This window comes from Paenibacillus sp. FSL H8-0175 (assembly GCF_045040615.1).
GTDB lineage: Bacteria > Bacillota > Bacilli > Paenibacillales > Paenibacillaceae > Paenibacillus_AQ > Paenibacillus_AQ odorifer.
The window spans coordinates 533,485-548,020 of sequence record NZ_CP150299.1 but is presented as its reverse complement, the minus strand read 5'-3'; the positions used below and the strand labels follow the sequence as shown (position 1 = coordinate 548,020).

15 protein-coding genes are annotated in these 14,536 nt (G+C 46.0%); 4 read left to right on the top strand and 11 right to left on the bottom strand.

Going from position 1 to position 14,536, the window contains the following annotated elements:
* Window positions 1-32: 32 nt before the first annotated feature.
* The 6 genes from MHH46_RS02440 to MHH46_RS02415 form a co-directional block, all read right to left on the bottom strand.
* Window positions 33-923: a carbohydrate ABC transporter permease gene (locus tag MHH46_RS02440; RefSeq protein ID WP_036682603.1), complete on the bottom strand. Its 891-nt coding sequence runs from the start codon at window positions 921-923 to the stop codon at window positions 33-35.
* A 17-nt stretch (window positions 924-940) separates the two neighbouring features.
* Window positions 941-1,930, bottom strand: a complete 990-nt coding sequence (locus MHH46_RS02435; RefSeq protein WP_081387865.1) for an ABC transporter permease subunit — start codon at window positions 1,928-1,930, stop codon at window positions 941-943.
* 173 nt (window positions 1,931-2,103) lie between these two features.
* Complete coding sequence (locus MHH46_RS02430; RefSeq protein ID WP_076192770.1) at window positions 2,104-5,331, bottom strand: cellobiose phosphorylase; 3,228 nt, start codon at window positions 5,329-5,331, stop codon at window positions 2,104-2,106.
* A 28-nt stretch (window positions 5,332-5,359) separates the two neighbouring features.
* Window positions 5,360-6,697, bottom strand: coding sequence for a glycoside hydrolase family 30 beta sandwich domain-containing protein (locus MHH46_RS02425; RefSeq protein ID WP_076124549.1), 1,338 nt, complete (start codon window positions 6,695-6,697; stop codon window positions 5,360-5,362).
* 395 nt (window positions 6,698-7,092) lie between these two features.
* Window positions 7,093-8,112 (bottom strand): LacI family DNA-binding transcriptional regulator, encoded by a 1,020-nt coding sequence (locus tag MHH46_RS02420; protein WP_076124550.1) that lies wholly within the window; start codon window positions 8,110-8,112, stop codon window positions 7,093-7,095.
* A gap of 52 nt (window positions 8,113-8,164) precedes the next feature.
* Window positions 8,165-8,554, bottom strand: coding sequence for a hypothetical protein (locus MHH46_RS02415; RefSeq protein ID WP_249267764.1), 390 nt, complete (start codon window positions 8,552-8,554; stop codon window positions 8,165-8,167).
* Window positions 8,555-8,920: 366 nt separating this feature from the next.
* On the opposite strand from MHH46_RS02415, the gene MHH46_RS02410 reads away from it, so the two are divergent.
* Window positions 8,921-9,637, top strand: coding sequence for an HNH endonuclease (locus MHH46_RS02410; protein ID WP_076124553.1), 717 nt, complete (start codon window positions 8,921-8,923; stop codon window positions 9,635-9,637).
* Between the two features lie 73 nt (window positions 9,638-9,710).
* On the opposite strand, the gene MHH46_RS02405 is transcribed toward MHH46_RS02410, so the two are convergent.
* Window positions 9,711-9,908: a YwbE family protein gene (locus tag MHH46_RS02405; RefSeq protein WP_036682616.1), complete on the bottom strand. Its 198-nt coding sequence runs from the start codon at window positions 9,906-9,908 to the stop codon at window positions 9,711-9,713.
* A 62-nt stretch (window positions 9,909-9,970) separates the two neighbouring features.
* Here MHH46_RS02405 and MHH46_RS02400 point away from each other — a divergent pair, with 62 nt between their 5' ends.
* A complete protein-coding gene (locus MHH46_RS02400) occupies window positions 9,971-10,273 on the top strand; it encodes a hypothetical protein (RefSeq protein ID WP_076124555.1) in 303 nt (100 codons plus the stop codon).
* 2 nt (window positions 10,274-10,275) lie between these two features.
* Here the strand turns inward: MHH46_RS02400 and sdaAA are convergent, their stop codons facing one another.
* From sdaAA to MHH46_RS02380, 4 genes are all read right to left on the bottom strand, one after another.
* Window positions 10,276-11,154, bottom strand: a complete 879-nt coding sequence (sdaAA, locus tag MHH46_RS02395) for an L-serine ammonia-lyase, iron-sulfur-dependent, subunit alpha (protein WP_076124557.1) — start codon at window positions 11,152-11,154, stop codon at window positions 10,276-10,278.
* Window positions 11,151-11,861, bottom strand: coding sequence for an L-serine ammonia-lyase, iron-sulfur-dependent subunit beta (gene sdaAB, locus MHH46_RS02390; RefSeq protein WP_076142076.1), 711 nt, complete (start codon window positions 11,859-11,861; stop codon window positions 11,151-11,153). Before sdaAB ends, sdaAA begins: the two co-directional genes overlap by 4 nt.
* A 155-nt stretch (window positions 11,862-12,016) precedes the next feature.
* Window positions 12,017-12,436, bottom strand: a complete 420-nt coding sequence (locus MHH46_RS02385; RefSeq protein ID WP_076142075.1) for a GNAT family N-acetyltransferase — start codon at window positions 12,434-12,436, stop codon at window positions 12,017-12,019.
* 2 nt (window positions 12,437-12,438) lie between these two features.
* On the bottom strand, window positions 12,439-13,014 hold the full coding sequence (locus MHH46_RS02380; protein ID WP_076192767.1) for a DUF4269 domain-containing protein: 576 nt from the start codon (window positions 13,012-13,014) through the stop codon (window positions 12,439-12,441).
* Between the two features lie 123 nt (window positions 13,015-13,137).
* Between MHH46_RS02380 and MHH46_RS02375 the strand changes: the two genes are divergently transcribed.
* Window positions 13,138-14,037, top strand: a complete 900-nt coding sequence (locus MHH46_RS02375) for an SDR family oxidoreductase (RefSeq protein ID WP_076192764.1) — start codon at window positions 13,138-13,140, stop codon at window positions 14,035-14,037.
* A 31-nt stretch (window positions 14,038-14,068) separates the two neighbouring features.
* A complete protein-coding gene (locus MHH46_RS02370; protein ID WP_076142073.1) occupies window positions 14,069-14,524 on the top strand; it encodes a hypothetical protein in 456 nt (151 codons plus the stop codon).
* The last annotated feature ends 12 nt before the right edge of the window (window positions 14,525-14,536 follow it).

The following is a 14,536-nucleotide window of genomic DNA, read 5'->3' as shown; positions in this document are numbered from 1 at the left end:
TAGGCAACCGGAGGAGTTATCACTGCTAGACATCAGCCCTTAATGGAGCCGATCATCATCCCTTTAACGAAATAACGCTGCAGGAACGGATACACGAATACTATCGGCAGTGTGGTCACTACCATCGTCGCCAGCTTAATGGACTGTGACGTTACGCTTCTCGTAACGCTGCTGCCTTGTACAGCGACCATCATTTGACTAGAGCTCGATTGTGCGACGACCCGGAACAAATACGTCTGAATCGGCTGTAGATCAGTATTATTGATATAGATCATACCCGTGAAGTAATCATTCCACTGATACACGCCATGGAACAGCGCAATGGTAGCAATTACAGGCATGGATACTGGAAGTACGATTCTTAGAAAGATGGACCAATCATTAGCACCGTCAATCCGTGCCGCTTCTTCCAGCCCATCGGGAATCTCCCGGAAGAAGGTCATGAAGATAATAAGATCAAAGAAGCTAAACATAACCGGAATAATATAGACTAGGAAATTCTCCAATAGGTGAAGGTCCTTCATCAGCAGGAAGGTAGGAATGAGTCCCCCGCCAAAAAAGAGAGTCACTGTACCCATCAGCATGTAGAACTTACCGCCAATGAGGTTTTTTCTGGAGAATGCATAAGCTACCATCGCTGTGAAAAATACATGCAGTACAGTACCCAAAAGTGTTTTGGCGACAGTAACCCACATCGCCTGCATGATGCCGGGGCTGGCAAACACGGCCTCGAAATTCTCAAAGCTGAACATCCGCGGCCACCAGTAGATTCCTCCCCGCATGGCGTCATTACCGTTATTGAAGGCGTTAACCAATACGTACCAGATCGGGTAAAGCGTTATGAAGCAGATACATAACATGATGAGGTTATTGATGATATCGAACAGGGCCTCGCCCTTGGTTTTACGCTTAAGTGCAAACATATATGGTCCTCCTTATCCTAGAACAACGATGTATCGTTGATTTTTTTAGATACTTGGTTGGCAATCAGCAGCAATATTAGAGCGATAACCGATTTTAACAATCCAACTGCAGTTGAGTAAGAGAAGCGGCCTGAGAGAATCCCTGTATAGTACACATAGTAATCAATTACATTACTTGCACTATCATTCAGTGAGTTGCGCAGGACCAGAATCTGATCAAAGTTGGAGTTCAGCACTCCGCTGACCGCGAGAATGAAGAGAATGCTGATTGTCGATTTAATCGCCGGCAAGGTAACATACCACATCTTCTGAAATCTGCCCGCGCCGTCGATTGTCGCCGCCTCGTACATTTCAGGAGATACACCGGAAATTGCTGCTAAATAGATAATCGCTGACCATCCAAGTTCTTTCCAGATATCAGAGGAGATAATAATTGTCCAGAAGTAACCAGGCTCAGCCAAGTATGTAATTGGCTGATCAATCAGATGAAGCGCTAGCAAAATGTTATTGATAATTCCTACATCAGCAAGCCATGTAGCCAAAATCCCTCCGAGTACCACCCATGAGAGAAAGTGGGGCAAATACGAAATCGTCTGTATGGTCTTCTTGAATTTCATTGAACGAACTTCATTCAGAAATAGAGCAAATATTATTGGCAATGGAAATCCGATAATTAGCTTAAACAAGCTGATGCCGAGCGTATTTTTAATTACATTCGAGAGATTGTCATCATCCATGAACTCTTTGAAATGTGTAAGTCCCACCCATGGGGCTTCTGCAATCGTTTTAACGATGTTGTAATCTTTAAAAGCAATGATAATTCCATACATGGGAATGTAGTTAAAGATTATCATCCACGCAATGCCGAGTAGAGCCATTGTCTGCAAATGACGCTGGGCAATGAACCTCTTCCAAAGCGGGCTCCGATTTACTTTACCGGTTTCGAAATTGCCAGGAATTAACGGCTTCATCGTTGAGCTTACTTCCATGCTTTTTTTGTTCTCCATCCTTTGGACCTCCAGGCTCTATATCTGTATTTAATCTAAAGCGCTTACAATGTTTATGTATCCATTGTATTTGCTTTTGCCTGTCTCCGTAAGGCTTTGAATTTCGGATTATAGGTACCATTTTTCGGATTGAGTGAAAATTTAAGGGCGAGCCGCAGCTCGCCCCTCTATTTTTATGCTAATACTGCTTGAATTTGCACGATTTCTCCACGCCGCAGAGCCTCTGCCTCTGCACCGCGCACGAACGCTCCAGATATTTTAGTCACAGTTCCATTGCGGTATACAAGCATCAAAGATTGAATGCTAACCTTCTTCTCGCCAAAGGTATTTTCACGTTTTGGGTTAGAATAGATTACCTCCGTATTCCCTAGGAAAGTGAAAGACAGTTTGCCCTCTTCATCAAACAGCCATCCTGGCAATACCGGATCGAGAGACAGCGTAAGCGCTCCATCCTCCATTCTGAAAACATGGCTTCCAGCCATCATTGTTCTCCACATGCTTAAGAATTCCGCGGTCGATCCACTAAGTCTCGCTACGAACCCTCTACCATGGTTATTTGGATCAGGATTGCCTCCAGTTGCGATAAATGATGAATTCTCCAGTGTACTGCGTCCATAAACAGCAGGATCAAGGAATGGCACCAGCGACGTCTTCAGCTCGCCGTAGAATTCCTCATACAGCCCGCCCTTCAGCAGCTCAAGCAAATACTTATAGGACATGTGCAGGAAGTTAGACTCCCGTTCTAGCCAGCCTGGTGTGAAGGCTCTCATCCGTCCGATTTCATGCGATTCACCTTCTAGACTAACAGAGGTCTGATACATAGATGTTGCCTGATCATACAGCTCTGTTTGCTTAATCAGATTATAGATTTTTTTTGCCTGCACCGGGTTCTTCATCGTCTTCAACCAGCGGGTAGGTCCTTCAAGGAAATAAGGCAAGGCATAAGCCTTAAACTCCTCTACCACAGCCTTTGGCAATCCGTATCCGCTAATGACTGGCTGACCCTCAGCATCTGTTACCTGATGGAATTTCTCCGCTTCAAAACGGAAATAGGTTGGGGTAAGTCCATTGCCCATTTCTACCGCCTTGTTGATCCCCTCATCAATTTTAACCAGGAACTTGGAAAGGGCTTCGCGGATGTGTTCCAAGGTTACTTCAGTTTCAGCACCAGTAATTCCAAACCAGATACTTGCTCTATAAGCTTCACGGGCTGAAGCTACTGTATCCCAATAGTTAAATTGTTCCACTTCTCCTGCTAGGACAGCAGTTACCGCGTGATATACCGCTTCAAGCAGCTCCGCGATTTCTTCTGGCAGCTTTACAGCTCCCTGTACATTCTCAGCACCGTTCAGCACATCTAGCAAAAAGACTACAGTACGCTTCAGCTCAAAAGTCTCACTCATTCCGGAGCCAAACAATCCCGGCAGACCGTTCATAGCATCGTTCCAGCCCGGTTTGTTGCCTTCCATCTCCACACCCATGCCGTAAGGGTCAAGCGTAGCAAATTTATTCAAAGCAAGAGACAACATCTTCACGAACAGATTGGTGTGGTAAATAGCACCTTGCCCACCTTTGGTACGCAGCCAATGGGTATCTCCAGCTTTCCATTTCAGCTTATGCAGCTTCTCCTCATCCTCAAGGAGGGCGCCATATTGCCGGGCTTTTCCGTCACTAATTACATACTTCTCACTACGGGGCAGCACATATGCTGGGCTGTCATAGAACGCATAAGTACTATCCCCAAATAAAAGCTCCTGCTTCTTGTCAGGGAAAATGTCCAAATAACCTACTACGAGATCCAAATTATATGTCCAGTGATCAGACCAGAAGCCTTCGCCAAAAGCAGCCTCAATGTTTTGCTGTGAAAGAGCCAGCAGACCCGACAGAAACTCCTGCTCACTAACCTTCAGCGTAACGTTTTGATCCGCAATGTAATTGATCAGGCTGCCTGGGGTGAACCGGCTGTTGCATAGCTTAACAAGCTCAGCTTGATGATCCGCAGCCGCTTCTCCGATCCATTCCGCAGCCTTCGCTTTGCTGTCTGGCTTCACTTCAAAGGTTGTTCCTTGAACACTTAGTGGATTGTAGCCATCTGCTTGAATCAAGCTATAGAACATTTTGATGTTGAAGCTGCCCACCTTCGGATTAAAAAACACATCATTCCGGCGGTTCTGATTCATGTCGCGGAAGTTACCGTTCCCCTGTGAATAGTATTCTGGGGCAAGTGAGAAGAAGTTATAGTCGCGCTCCAAATCGCCATGCTTGCGGGAATATAAATGAACTACAAAGCCATCTCCGCCATTGTCAAAAATAAAAGGATAGCCTCCGCGCAGGAAGTTATCGAGATAGGACTGACGGCAATAAGCATCAAATACAGCCGATGAAGTGTGCGTGGCAATGTCTTCTGTTAATTCCTCTGTCAGACCTGCGGCTTCCTTGGATTTGGACAGGATATATTCATCCCGGCATAACTGCTCCGCCTTTTTATTGATTTTGTCGATGTCATTTACATGCCCAACCAAAGTATTCAGGGTCAAGCTGCTGCCGGGTGCCAAACGTCTAGCCACACCACTGAAGCCGCAAGGAACCTTATTGACTGGATATTGTGGAAGCTCACTCAGCTCCGAAAGCGTTAATCCCGCAAAGCGGTCTGGGTAAGTAAGAGAGGTATTGCCGCCGAAAATAAGTTCGAAATCAACGATTGGCGCGACTTTTTCTCCATCTCCAGTAAACGACAGATAGAAATGTCCATTTGTGATTTCGCTAACCTGTGCACTATCATTGGTGCTGGAACGCAGCTTATAGAACGGAATACCGTTCTCCAGATTGTATACGTCCATCCAGCTGCGCAGCAGGTTACCAATCTCCTTGTAGCCGCTGTTTTCTACTCCGTAAGGCAAAATCTCAGGCAGACCATCCATCAGCTCCAGCTCAATCTCTTTGCCACCGATATTCTCAATCTCCACCCGACGTACCAACGCGGCATAATCATCATTAGGCAGATTGAAATAGTGTACAGTCGTCTTCAGCCCATGCCCGGCATGGCTTTCTTCAAGGGTCAGTCCGTTAGGCAAAATGGTCATGATCCGCTTGGCGGCAGAATCTGGACGTGCCGATTGAAATGGCTCATAAATCTCTTGCTCGCCTTTTATTTTAATAAAGGTTCGGAATCCGGTGGTTCCTACGTCTTTATAAGAGATATTTGCTGGAGAGAATTCCATGATTGGCGAGTTCTTGTCGCGTACCCCAAAGCTGCAAATCGCTTGCCCCCGGTTTACATAAAAAGTCCACATTGGAATTCCCTTAAGACCTGCAAGACCTGGCAGGAAACTAGAGAAAGGCTTTCCTGTATCAAACTGCTCCATTACAAAGTTACCTGATTGGAAATAATAATTACTCACGTTAATGTCCTCCTAAACTGTTACTTATTTATGAAATCAGATGCGTTACGATAGAATGAGGGGATAGCTCGCAGTTGGCAATCTCATCGCCAAGCCCCAGGGTTACTGTGCGAACTTCTTCGCTCTCATTCATCAATATGACAGCAATGCTGCCGTCCGGATTACGGAATGCTGTGGATAGGATTCCTTCCGCTTCAGAAGTAAAGCCAATCCGTACCGCACCTGGCGCGATAAATTTACTGAAATGCCCGATATAATAATAAGAGCTGTTATAGTGCAATTCGTCTGTTGTTGTATCTGCAATAATTGGGGCATCACAGAGATTCCCTACATGATTGGGCCCGCCGGTCTCATCCAGTACCAGGTTCCAGTCCAGGTACCCTTCTGTCCATGCATTGAGATCCCCAATCATATTTCTGCCGTAACGTTCACCTGTAAACCATTCGCCAAGCTTGACGCCGCCCTCTTGACAGCCCTCAGTGAACAATAGATGTTTGTCAGGAAATAGATCATGTACCTTCTCTACCTTGTCGAACTCCTCACCACCATACCAGTGGATGCCTGTACCCCACACATATTGTGCAGCTTCAGGATCAGACAACACGACCGAAGCACGTTCGACCATAATATCGCGGTTATGATCCCAGATGACAATGTTCACATCGGAATGGCCTGCCTGCTGCATCACTGGACCGAGATGATTTTTAACAAAATCGCGTTCCTCTTCCGCACTATAAATACAAGAATCCCAGACTTGAACAGCAGCCGGCTCATTTTGCACAGAAACCGCCCAAATAGGTACGCCTTCCTTCCCATAAGCTTCGATAAATTTGGTATAATAGCGTGCCCAAACTTCAGCGTATTCTGGCTTGAGTGATCCTCCATTATTCATTTCACCATTTGTTTTCATCCATGCCGGAGGGCTCCAAGGAGACGCCAACATCGTGAACGGCCCGCCTTTTACCTGCATTGCATCCTTAATCAGCGGAAGCACCCACTTATGATCATGAGAGATATCAAAGGTAGCCAGCTCCGTATCATGATCAGCGACATAAGTATAATTTCCAAGAGCAAAGTCACAGCTATGGATATGAACACGACCCATGTTATAGCCTAATCCCTCTACCGGATGAAAATAGCGGTGAATAACCTCTGCCCGTTTCTCAGGACTGAGCCGTGACAACGTATAGGCCGCAGCTTCTGTGAAAGCGCCGCCAAATCCGATCATCTTTTGGAACTCCTGCTCTGGCCTAAGCTCTACATCGGCAGATCCAGAATCTACTCTTGTGCTAAAAACAATTGCCTCTTTCGGAGTTAAGCGTTCCCCTGTAACTTTTGCAGTTACTACAGTTTGAACTTTTGCCATTTCATCCATCTCCTCTAATTGTTTTGTTACTAACAACAAGCACTGTCTTTACTGGATCACCATCCGATGTTAGGGTTCGGAGCGATGGGCCACTGAAACGTTTGAGAAAATTCAAGGAAACCCTCGGTAAACTTTGATTTCATTCTCAATTCGAAACCTATAATCGAAACCGGTTTCGATTATACCGAAAAAAAATGATCTAACGAGAGCAGGAAAAAAGCGGCATAACAATATGCCCATTATAGCCCTATTCCTCTGAATACGCTGTAGCAAATACCACATAGGAACAATTCAAGCTATGATGTCCTCTACTTTATCAGGACTCTTTTCTCTACGTCAAGATTTATCCTGTGGATAGCAGCCCGCTCTCTGTAGTTATGGAATTTGATACAGCTCTAATTCCTTCTAGCCGGAGGCGCACAGGATTCCCGTTCGATCACTTCTACCGGAACTAAAACCGCTTCCTTATCCAACTGTTTCCCTTCAATCGATGCTAAAAGAATGTCCGCTGCCCGGCTTCCTAAAAGTGCCGTATCCTGACGAATGGTTGTCAATGCAGGTGTAACATACTCAGCTAGATCAATATCATCGTAACCCACAACTGAAAGGTCCCGCGGTACGGAAAGTCCACTATCTTTTGCCGCCATAATAGCCCCTAAAGCTAACATGTCACCCGAAGCAAAAACAGCGGTTGGCCGATCAGGTAGCTTAAGAAGCTCCAGCATCGCGTTATAACCACTTTCACGAGAATAAAAAGCTCCATTCACAACATAGGACGCCGGCACTTCAAGCCCCTGCTGCTTCATAGCGTTCTTATACCCTAACTCCCGAGTTTTACCGGGAAAAGTGTTCATCCCCCCGGAAATATGAGCAATCTTGCGATGACCCAAAGAAATTAAATACTCTATCGCAAGCTGAGCTCCAGCCGTATTATCCGAACATACCGTATGCGACTGGTTAGTCTCAAAATCCAGAATCACAGTAGGAATATCACTCTCTAGCAGCTCACGGAAATAGGGGTCCTCGTAATCAGACAAGAAAACGACAACACCATCTACACCACGGATTCGGCAATTCTCCAAATACCCGCTTTGTTTACCCCCAACATCCTTGGAAATAAACATGAGGGCATACCCCTTATCCACAGCAACCTTCTTAAAGCTCTCAATCACAGCGCTAAAAAAGGGATGGCGAATACCAAATCCCGTATTCTCTACAAATAATACACCGATGGTCCATGATTTCTTAGTAGTCAGTGTACGGGCATGGGAATTCGGCAAATATCCCATTTCTTGGGCAACCCGGAAAATTTCCTGGCGAGTCTTCTCCCGTACATCGGAATAATTATTAAACGCCTTGGATACCGTTGTAGGAGAGTAACCGGTTCTTTTGGCAATATCGTATATAGTTGTCAATCCGGTTCACTCCTTGCCCAGACTAATGAAATACCTTCTGTTCACTGCAATTTTAACGTCTTTCGGTACCGCCGTCCAGCAAAAAGTAACTTTGTACGGAAGGAAGCAGCGTAACAGCTTGGATCAAAAGCCCTAGACTCATATAGACCAGATGTATGATTACCACACTGTCGAGCATATACGTCTGTACCATAATCCAAATAATTAGACCAAAGCCGATATATAGGGACAATGCCCAGAAGCTATATAATTTCTTAAAGGGATTCAAAGTATTCACCCAATGCCATTCTGGTCTCTTGATCAACCCATATAACACGAGCATGGGCAGGATACCAAATACGATGAATAGCAAAATACCCGGAATTAAAAAATCTGAAAATGGCGATCTTTCCAGCATAGATGTGGGTATGTGTATCAGATCACCACTAGGATCTATGACCATTGACCCGCCTCCTGCTAACGCTCCAACCCCCAAAAATATATGAAAAATATAAAGCAATGTTACCGTAAACGGCCTTCTTTTGGTTGGCTTCATTTCAGTACCCCTTCCCATGTTTAAAAAGTAGAGCATTCCTTACAGCTCTTTTCGATTTTACATGTTTTTCCTGAATGTCACCAAGACAGATATCACACAAAAAGCCGTATTTAAGCTTTTTTTGAGTGCGATGTGAACGATTGTATTTTACGCTATACTAAGATTAGAACGAAATGTTAACCCTGCCGACTGAATCTAATAAATAAAATACATTGGATCCTAAAAAACAAGGAGACAGGACGGGCGCTAAGTTGCGCTGAACCTAACATATCTATGAACGATACCCATCTTTTATCCACCAAACAATGTACCTATTGCCAGCAACAGAAGCCGCTCTCTGAATTTCGTAAACGTACCGGCAAACGTTCCAAAGGTCAGTCTCGCCGTGGCGCTTGTCGGGAGTGCCGCAATCAACGACAAAACATAGATCTCACTCTTGCAGCAGGTCCCATTCCAGTACAAACTGATACCATTCAATCCCCTTCTTTGGCTGTCAAGGAACGCTCCAAACAAGGAAAGCCTACGGTTGCTTCTTCACCGCAATCCAACCCAAATCAGCGCATACGGGGCTTGGAACAACGAAGGAAACATTCTCATTCTCAAGGCGCGAAACTGAGTCCCGAAGATCCAACGCAATTGATTCCCTCTGCCAAAGGGAAAATTCTAATGCGTGGCCACAGTGATAAAGGACGGCGCTGGCATCAGGAAATTGACTACGAGCTTGCAGTTACTCTAGTCAGAGAACATGCCGCTATCGTAGTGAATCGCCGAACCATCCGCCGGATTTACAGCAATAAGGATTTCCGTGCTTATATATTGACCAGAGACAACTATACTTGCTACTTCTGTGGCTCCTATGGAGACACTATAGATCACTTGCTCCCCCGTGCTAAAGGTGGCCATACTACTCCGGATAATTGCGTTTGCGCTTGTACGTTATGTAATCAGACCAAAGCCGATCAGTCCGTTGAGGATTTTATGAGCAGATAAAAAAGAAAAGCGCCCCAATCTCTGTTGATTAGGGGCGCTTTTTTATAAAAATCAAAGGTAAAGTTTATTGTTGTTAGTTAGCAACAATATTCTTAACTCGTCCTACCTGTCCACTGGTTAAACGCACCTTGATGCCATGCGGATGTCGAGGTGAGTTCGTGAGAATATCCTTTACCGTTCCATGTGTTAGCTTACCCGTCGGCTGATCCTGCTTAAGCACAATATCCACTTCAAGCCCAGGACGAATATCGGCTCTTACCTGTCCGTTCATGATGTAATCCCCTTTCAATGGGTTATAATGTTGTCAACTATACTACATAAGGAGGAGACGTAATGGCCTTTGGCATCAACAGAGAAGAATTAACCCGCTGGAAAAAGGCTGTCTCCGCAGGAGAGATCGCTTTCTTAACCCATTACTGGCTAGACCCGCGTTTTCCCGGCATGACTACTGTCACCAAGGTCGGCTGTAGTGACCTAACCAGACTAACATATTGGTGTGAGGAAAATGGACTGCCGGCTAAATATATTCATAATCGTTCGCCATTCCCCCACTTTGACCTTTTGGGACCCAAACAAGCAGAAATCCTTCGGAAGGAAGGATTATGGGAACAGTTGGAACGTTTCAAAATGCTCTAAAATCACTTCTTTTTACGTAAATCCTGCATGATCTTGCGGCCGGTAGGTGTCTGTGCTAATCCGCCACCTGCGGTCTCGCGGTGTTTTTCTGGCATAGCTGAGCCTACCTCAAGCATGACCTTGATTACTTCATCTGAAGGAATCACGCTACGTACGCCAGCTAGTGCCATATCGGCGGCGGCGAGCGCGGTCACTGCACCGAATCCGTTTCTAACGATACAAGGAATCTCTACAAGTCCTCCCACCGGATCACAAATCAGTCCTAATGTGTTCTTAAGCGCCAGTCCAACAGCATGCACTGCTTGTGCAGGCGTTCCTCCACGCAGTTCGGTTAAAGCTCCTGCCGCCATCCCGATGGCCGACCCGACCTCCGCCTGACAGCCACCCTCTGCACCAGATACAAACGAATTGTTGGCAATGACATAACCGATCGCTCCTGCAGCGAACAAACCGGTAACCATATAGTCATCATCCCAGCCAAACCGTTCCTGGCAGCTGAGAAATACACCCGGAATAATTCCGCATGAACCTGCGGTAGGTGTAGCAATTATGCGGCCCATTGAGGCATTAACCTCGGACACAGCCAAGGCATAGGCCATTGCTTGACCAGCGGGTCCACCTAGGCATGGTTCATCTGCTGCGTTATAGGCTCCTACACGCTGGGCATCCATTCCCGTAAGACCGCTGCGCGAAGTGGTATCTTCATGCATCCCACGATGAACAGCCTCTTTCATCACCCCATAATATTCACGCATAGTGGCAAATTCCTGTTCACTGGAACGTCCCGATTCCGCGCTTTGCTCTTCAAGCATAAGGGCTCCAATGGTGAGGCCACGTTCCTCACATAATACAGCCAGTTGGCTAAGTGTTTGAAAATTCATGTTAAGCTTTCCTTCCCCTTCTCATCTTGCTTACCCTCGTTTAAATTAACCAATTTCACCGATTTCACCGCAGTGAGCGCTTTAAGCGCTTCAATAAGCTCTGGAGTAGCAGCTTCATCCAGCTCCAGTACCGTTAAGGCTGCACCGCTGCGATTCTTCCGATCCAGAGACATATGCCCTATATTAAATTGTCCGTTACGCATCACTTCTGTAACACTCGCCAGAACACCTAAATAATCCATATGATGAATCAATACCGTCGGATACATTCCCGTAAGCTTTACTCCAAAACCATCCACATCGACGATCTCAATGTTTCCACCACCGATGGATGTCCCCGTTAAAGTCAGCTCACTTCCTGTCTCTTGTCCGATAAGATGCAGTTTAACTGTGTTAGGATGAGGAAACAATCCCGTTCCTTGCTCAAAAGATACTTCCATCCCAGCTTCAGCCGCTAACTCCAGAGAGTCGGGTAACCGATGATCATCGGTAGCGTAATCCAAAAGTCCTCCGACAATAGCCCTGTCTGTGCCATGGCCCTGATAAGTAGCTGCAAAAGAACCAAAAAACGTCACTTCTGCCACACGCGGCACTTCACCCAGCACCTGCCTTGCAGCCCTTCCGATCCGTGCCGCACCGGCTGTATGCGAGCTTGAAGGCCCGACCATGGCCGGACCAATAATTGAAAACACATCTTTGAAACGCATAAAAGACCTCCTGCCTGCAAAATAGGCAATTATCAAACTCATATATAGTATACTGCACTGGCAGTCGGAGTTCACCGTTACATTTGCTGTGATATATCCACTTCTAATCTAATGATATTTTACTTAGATAGTATTTTCATTTCGCATCTTATGTATCACAAGATATCCTGGGAGTATAACATAATTCCACCTCTATACTGCCAGCCTATCCCTTCCCAGAATCCTCTTCCTTGTTCATTGGTTCCAATCACCATCAGATGACATTTTGCGATACCAGCTGCATGTAAATTACCGAGGCAACGCTTTACAAGCTCACGCCCGATGCCCATGCCTCGGCAGTCATTACTAACTGCAACATGATACATATAACCTCTTCGCCCATCATGTCCACACAATGCAGTTCCTACAATCCGGCCGTCTTCATTCTCGCAGATCTGGCTGAAGCCAGCATTACGCTCCAGATAACGCGTAATCTCCAGTCTCGAATCCGCTTCACTAAGTCCCATTCCCTCTGTATTTTCCCATAGCTGGTGGGCAGCTTCATAATCATCCGCAATCATCTCTCGATAATTCATGTCTATCCCCTCGCTTGTATAGAATGACAAAAAGCATAAAGAGCACTCCGCGGAAGCTTTTCCAGCATCAGCAGCGCTTCATAAGGGTCACCTTCCAAGCCCAGCACTTGCGCGAAGGCAGGTTCGGTCTTCCACCCGTTTGTTTTCATTGTAATGATCTGCTGGCGAAAATCATTATCCAGCTGAGCTAGAATTTCCGCTTCAATGATCATATGTAAGTAACCATTCTGCAGAGCTGTGGGTCGCGGCTGCCCAAACAGTTCTATAGGCCAGCCACCGGCCATAAAGTTAATTTTCGTTCGTGGGACCCCATCAACCACACGCGATACACTAGTAAACTCATCCATGGTTCCGAAATATCGACTAACAATGTCCGTAAACTTTACGGAATCATGCACCTCACAAATAATATCCAGATCGCTGCCCTTCACCTGAATTCCAAGCGGCACTGTGCCAACCAGCACCGGGTTATAGTCGGCCAGCAAACTCATAATATTTAATTTTCTTAACAGGGTATAGACCTCTTTTTGGACTGGAGTTCCACGATTCAGATAATCTATGTTTTGCCAATCATTCATCTCTGACAAACGCTCCCTCGACTAGGTATTAACACAGGCAGGACCGGATAACAGCGCACGCTTTTCTAGGCGCATGCATAGAAATATACGGAAGATAGAAGGCAAGGAGGAGTGTATGTAAAAATGAACCCCACCTACCCCTATTATGGGGAACAAACGATATGTATGGAACAGCCTATTGCGTTTCCCCCACAGCACCAAGACCGTCAGCCTGGTCTGGAGAGTCTAATGAATCCTCGCCCCATCAGTGAAAATCCGGAGATCACCGGCAGTGGAAAGCTAAAAGGAAAAATTGCGCTCATCACCGGAGGCGACAGCGGAATTGGTAAAGCGGCGGCCATTGCTTTTGCAAAGGAAGGCGCAGATGTCGCTATAGCTTATTTATACGAAGCTTCAGATGCAGAGGTCACTCAGCGGCGAATTGAAGAATTAGGGCAACGTTGTTTGCGGATCGAAGTTGATTTACGCCATAAGGAAAACTGCTTCAAGGCTGTGGATCATACCCTTCGCACTTTTGGCAAGCTGGACATCCTCGTCAACAATCATGGTGTCCAGTATCCGCAAAAAAGTATTCTGGATATCACGGAAGCACAGCTCTACCAAACGTTTCAGACGAATATATTTCCATTCTTTTACCTGACACAAGCCGCACTTCCACATCTAAAAAAAGGCGCAGCCATCATCAACACTGCTTCCATTACTGCCTATCAAGGAAATAAAGAGCTTATAGATTATTCCTCAACTAAAGGTGCGATCGTCTCCTTTACCCGCTCTTTAGCCTTATCACTCGTAGACTCTGGCATTCGTGTCAATAGCGTAGCTCCCGGACCTGTATGGACACCACTAATTCCCTCCAGCTACTCTGCAGATGAGGTTAGTGTATTTGGGACGGATACACCCTTTAAACGTGCCGCACAGCCATATGAGTTAGCAGGAGCCTATCTTTATTTAGCGGGACCGGATTCTTCGTATGTTACCGGGACATGTATTCATGTCAATGGTGGAGACATGGTCACCAGCTGATGCATTACACCACGAGAGGAATGTATATCAAATGAATAAGATAAATGATTATGATATCTCTTCTGTCCGCCTAAGCAGTGGCATGTACGCATTAACCAAATTAGCCTGCGCAGGGCTAACTTACGTCCTTATTACCTTACTTATGCTTGGATTTCCACAATCCGATGGAATTCCTGAAGGCTGGCCACTATCGATTCCTTATGCCATTTATGCTTATGGATTGCCTGCGGCGTTAGTAGCAGATGTACTGCTGCGTATTCTGCGCTCCAAATCCCCTATCCTGCCCCTTGCTGTATATGTCGTCACAGGTTTTGGTGCAGGTCTATGGCTGGCAGCGGAACAAGGTGCAGAGTATCTGCTATGGGGTCTGGGTGGAGTCCTTGGACTACTCCTTCTCAGAGTGACCCAGCTTGGTGTAGAAAGGTTTCCTCTGTTGCTGCCAGTATTCGCCCTATTTCTGCCACTGCTCTGCTTACTGCTGTCATAAGCCTTATTAGGG

Excerpts from the sequence above, each read along its gene's own strand:
- MHH46_RS02440 (WP_036682603.1), bottom strand. The coding sequence starts at position 923 with ATGTTTGCACTTAAGCGTAAAACCAAGGGCGAGGCCCTGTTCGATATC.
- MHH46_RS02435 (WP_081387865.1), bottom strand. The coding sequence starts at position 1,930 with ATGGAGAACAAAAAAAGCATGGAAGTAAGCTCAACGATGAAGCCGTTA.
- MHH46_RS02425 (WP_076124549.1), bottom strand. The coding sequence starts at position 6,697 with ATGGCAAAAGTTCAAACTGTAGTAACTGCAAAAGTTACAGGGGAACGC.
- MHH46_RS02415 (WP_249267764.1), bottom strand. The coding sequence starts at position 8,554 with ATGGTCATAGATCCTAGTGGTGATCTGATACACATACCCACATCTATG.
- MHH46_RS02410 (WP_076124553.1), top strand. The coding sequence starts at position 8,921 with ATGAACGATACCCATCTTTTATCCACCAAACAATGTACCTATTGCCAG.
- MHH46_RS02405 (WP_036682616.1), bottom strand. The coding sequence starts at position 9,908 with ATGAACGGACAGGTAAGAGCCGATATTCGTCCTGGGCTTGAAGTGGAT.
- MHH46_RS02400 (WP_076124555.1), top strand. The coding sequence starts at position 9,971 with ATGGCCTTTGGCATCAACAGAGAAGAATTAACCCGCTGGAAAAAGGCT.
- sdaAA (WP_076124557.1), bottom strand. The coding sequence starts at position 11,154 with ATGAATTTTCAAACACTTAGCCAACTGGCTGTATTATGTGAGGAACGT.
- sdaAB (WP_076142076.1), bottom strand. The coding sequence starts at position 11,861 with ATGCGTTTCAAAGATGTGTTTTCAATTATTGGTCCGGCCATGGTCGGG.
- MHH46_RS02385 (WP_076142075.1), bottom strand. The coding sequence starts at position 12,436 with ATGAATTATCGAGAGATGATTGCGGATGATTATGAAGCTGCCCACCAG.
- MHH46_RS02380 (WP_076192767.1), bottom strand. The coding sequence starts at position 13,014 with ATGAATGATTGGCAAAACATAGATTATCTGAATCGTGGAACTCCAGTC.
- MHH46_RS02375 (WP_076192764.1), top strand. The coding sequence starts at position 13,138 with ATGAACCCCACCTACCCCTATTATGGGGAACAAACGATATGTATGGAA.
- MHH46_RS02370 (WP_076142073.1), top strand. The coding sequence starts at position 14,069 with ATGAATAAGATAAATGATTATGATATCTCTTCTGTCCGCCTAAGCAGT.